General features: G+C 73.2%; 4 protein-coding genes. 3 read left to right on the plus strand and 1 reads right to left on the minus strand.

Going from position 1 to position 3595, the window contains the following annotated elements:
* The coding region (locus DW309_RS09965) for a sensor histidine kinase (RefSeq protein WP_240753178.1) at positions 1-645 on the plus strand (645 nt) is incomplete at its 5' end.
* Entirely contained in the window at positions 642-1313 is a 672-nt protein-coding gene (locus DW309_RS09970) for a response regulator (protein WP_136032732.1), read from the plus strand. The genes DW309_RS09965 and DW309_RS09970, both read left to right, overlap by 4 nt.
* Here DW309_RS09970 and DW309_RS09975 read toward each other — a convergent pair.
* Complete coding sequence (locus tag DW309_RS09975) at positions 1295-2113, minus strand: TspO-related membrane protein (protein ID WP_136045283.1); 819 nt, start codon at positions 2111-2113, stop codon at positions 1295-1297. The two genes, DW309_RS09970 and DW309_RS09975, sit on opposite strands and share 19 nt — an antisense overlap.
* A gap of 163 nt (positions 2114-2276) precedes the next feature.
* Between DW309_RS09975 and DW309_RS09980 the strand changes: the two genes are divergently transcribed.
* Positions 2277-3518, plus strand: a complete 1242-nt coding sequence (locus DW309_RS09980) for a glycosyltransferase family 4 protein (RefSeq protein ID WP_136045284.1) — start codon at positions 2277-2279, stop codon at positions 3516-3518.
* The last annotated feature ends 77 nt before the right edge of the window (positions 3519-3595 follow it).

Below are 3595 nucleotides of genomic sequence, written 5' to 3' on the forward strand. Positions count from 1 at the left end.
GCGAGGTTGCCGGCGGTCGCGGCGATCGGCGGTCTCCGGGCCGCGCAGGGCCTGTCGGCGACCGACCGCGCGGAGCTCCTCGCCACCGCCGACGAGAGCCTCGCGACCCTGTCGACCCTGGTGACCGACCTGCTCGACGTGAGCCGGGTGGAGGCGGGCGTGCTCGCGGTCTCGGCCTCGCGCGTGGACGCGGCCGGTCCCGTGCTCGCGGCGGTCGACGAGCTCGGTCTCGGTCCGTCCGAGGTCGACCTCGCGCTCGACCCCGCCCTGCCCGCGCTGTTCGCCGACCCGGTGCTGCTGCAGCGCGTGCTGGTGAACGTGATCGCGAACGCCCACCGTCACGCCCCCGAGGGCAGCCGGGTGCTGGTCACCACCAGCCGTCTGGGTGAGCGCGCCGAGATCCGCATCGTCGACCGGGGCGCGGGTGTGGCGCCCGAGCGCCGCGACCGCATCTTCCAGCCGTTCCAGCGCTTCGGCGACACCGACAACACGACCGGCCTCGGCCTCGGGCTCGCGCTGTCGCGCGGGTTCACCGAGGGCATGGGCGGTACCCTGACACCCGAGGACACGCCGGGTGGCGGACTCACGATGGTCATCTCCCTGCCGCTCGCCGCAGGGCCTGCCGACACGGAGGGCACGGAGTGAAGCTCCTCATCGCCGACGACGACCCCCAGATGGTGCGGGCGCTGCGCATCACGCTCGCCGCGCACGGCTACGAGGTGGTCGTCGCCGCGGACGGCGCCGCCGCGATCGCCGCCGCCGCGCAGTCGCACCCCGACCTCATCATGCTCGACCTCGGGATGCCGCGGCTCGACGGCATCGAGGTGATCCAGGCGCTGCGGGGGTGGACGACCGTGCCGATCATCGTCGTCTCCGGTCGCACGGGTTCCGCCGACAAGGTCGAGGCGCTCGACGCCGGGGCCGACGACTTCGTCACCAAGCCGTTCCAGGTGGACGAGCTGCTGGCGCGACTGCGCGCGCTCTCCCGCCGCGCGGTGGCCGCCAACGGCGAGTCGGTCGTGGCCTTCGGCGACGTGGTGGTGGATCTGGCGACCAAGACGGTCACCCGCTCCGGTACCCGCGTGCACCTGACGCCGACCGAGTGGCGCATGCTGGAGCACCTGGCACGGCACCCGGGGGCGCTGGTCACCCGGCAGGATCTGCTGAAGGAGATCTGGGGCAGCGCGCAGGTGTCCGACTCCGGCTACCTGCGCCTGTACATGTCGCAGTTGCGCAAGAAGCTCGAGAGCGAGCCCTCCTCGCCCGTGCACCTGCTGACCGAGGCGGGCATGGGCTACCGGCTGGTGCTCTGAGGCGCGAGGGTCGCCGGGGTCGCTCGACGCCGGCGCACGACGGCCACAACCCCCACGAGCACCAGGACCGCGGCCACCATGATCGCGGCGATGGCGGTCGGCGTGCTCTGCGGCTCGCCGGTCAGACGACCGACCGCGAGCCAGGCGAGCCCCCACGCGGTGGCGAGGGCGGGCGCGAGACGCCCGGTGAACCACGCGCTCGCGGCACCGATGAGCAGCACCACGGCGAGCACCGCGATGGCCCACACCTCCGCCTGCTGCTCCGCGCTCTCCGGGACGGTCTGCGTGAGCCAGGCGGCGGTGTTGGCGACGGTGGCGATCGTGACCCAGCCGAAGTGGAGCCCGTTGGCGCCGTCGGTGAGCACGCGGTCGACGGCGCTGCGGGCGGGGAATCGTCCCAGCAGCACGATCACACGCGCGAGCACGGCGAGCAGCAGCGCGATCACGAGCACCGTGAGCCACAGCGTGAGGTAGCGGGCGGTCACGAGCCACAGGCCGTTGAGCACCATCGACAGGGCGATCCAGCCGCCGACGGCCTCCTGCCGGGGGTCCTGGCGTCGGGCGGGGAGGGCCTGCCACGCCGTGTAGGCGAGCAGGCCGAGGTAGATGAGCGACCAGATCGAGAACGCCGGTCCGGCGGGCGCGAGATACGAGCCCTGAGCGGACAGCGCGCCGTTCTGCAGTTCGTCGACCGAGGTGCCGCCGAACGCGCCGGCACCGATGGCGGCGGCGATCAGCATGAACACGGCCGCCGCGATCACCAGGCTCTGGCGGAGGATGCCTTTCGTCGAAGTCTCCATGCCGCGACTCTAGGGTGACGGCACCTCCGCCGCAGTGCCCTTGACAGCCCCGCCGCCGATCGCTAACCAGGTAAGAGACTTGTGCCACCTCGCGTCATTCACCCGGCGGGTAAGATGTTACGTTTGACAGCACTCTGTTCCGCACGACCTGGGGGTGACCGCCGTGAGGATCGCACTCGTCTGCGACTACGCACTCGACCGCATCGGAGATGCGCAGGCCGTCGTCCTGCGCGAGGCGGAGCTGCTGCGCTCCGCGGGCGACGAGGTGGTGGTCATCGGCGCCGCGCAGCCGGGGAGCGCGCCACGCCCCGTGCCGCCGGGGGAGGCACCGATCCTGATGGCCGCCGCGTGGGTCATCCCCGGCGTCGAGATGCCGGCGATCCGCAACAGTCGTGCCCTGCGAGCGCGGCTGCGGCGCCTGTTCCGGGAGCGGTCGATCGACGTGGTGCACGTGCACTCGGAGTTCGGCCTCACCGCCGCGGCGATCCGGGTGGCCCAGGAGCAGGGCATCCCCGTCGTTCACACGGTGCACACCTTCTTCTGGCAGGGACCGGACCTGCGACGATTCGACCGGGTCGCGGCGGCGGCCGTCCGCGGACTGGCCCGCGTGCTGCGCGGACGCCCTCCTCGCACCTCCCTCGCCGACACCCCGCGCGCGATCGATGCCGCGGTGCGCAGCGTCACGCTCGACGCCGCACTGGAGGCCGACGCCGTGATCTCGCCCTCGGCGCATCAGGCCGAGGCGCTGCGGATCGCCGGGCTGCCGGAGGTGGAGGTGGTGCCGAACCCGATGCCACCGCGCGCGATCCCCGGGGTGCCGCTCCAGGCGGTCGAGCTGCCGCTGCAGGTGCTGTGGGTGGGCCGGCTCACCCTCGAGTCGGGGATCCTGGAGTTCGTGCGCGCGGTGCGACGGGCCGGGGAGGACCTGCCGCCGGGGTCACTCGTGGCGCGGATCGCGGGAGACGGACCGCTGTACGCCGAGGCGCGCGAGGTCGCGGGGACCGCGGCGCCAGACAGCGGCAGCAGCATCCAGTTCCTCGGTCGCGTCGAGCCGGAGAGCATCCAGCCCCTTCTGCGTGACTCGCACCTGCTGGCCGTCACGTCGTTCGGGCTCGACCCGCAGCCGGTCGTGGTCGCGGAGGCGTTCCGGGCGGCGCGGAGCGTGCTGTACGTCGACCCTCGGCTGCGGGAGGGCCTGGCCGAGGCGGGGATCCTGTGCGGCTCACCCGATGCGAAGGGCATGGCGGCGATGCTGCGCGAGCTCGTGCACCACCCCGGGATCGTGGTCGAGCGCTCGCTGCGCACCGTGACGGCGTCGCACCCGTTCCAGCCGGAGCAGCACCTGCGGGGCGTGCGCGAGGCCTGGGATACGGCGGCTCGGCGGGCGGCCGACGACGACACCTGACGAGAGGCGCCGAAGCTCAGGCGGTGGCGAACGCCGCGTCGATGAGCACCTCGGCTGCCCGGCGCGCGTGCACCGCC

The sequence above is a fragment of the Microbacterium sp. K41 genome, assembly GCF_004794395.1.
In the GTDB taxonomy this organism is placed as follows: domain Bacteria; phylum Actinomycetota; class Actinomycetes; order Actinomycetales; family Microbacteriaceae; genus Microbacterium; species Microbacterium sufflavum.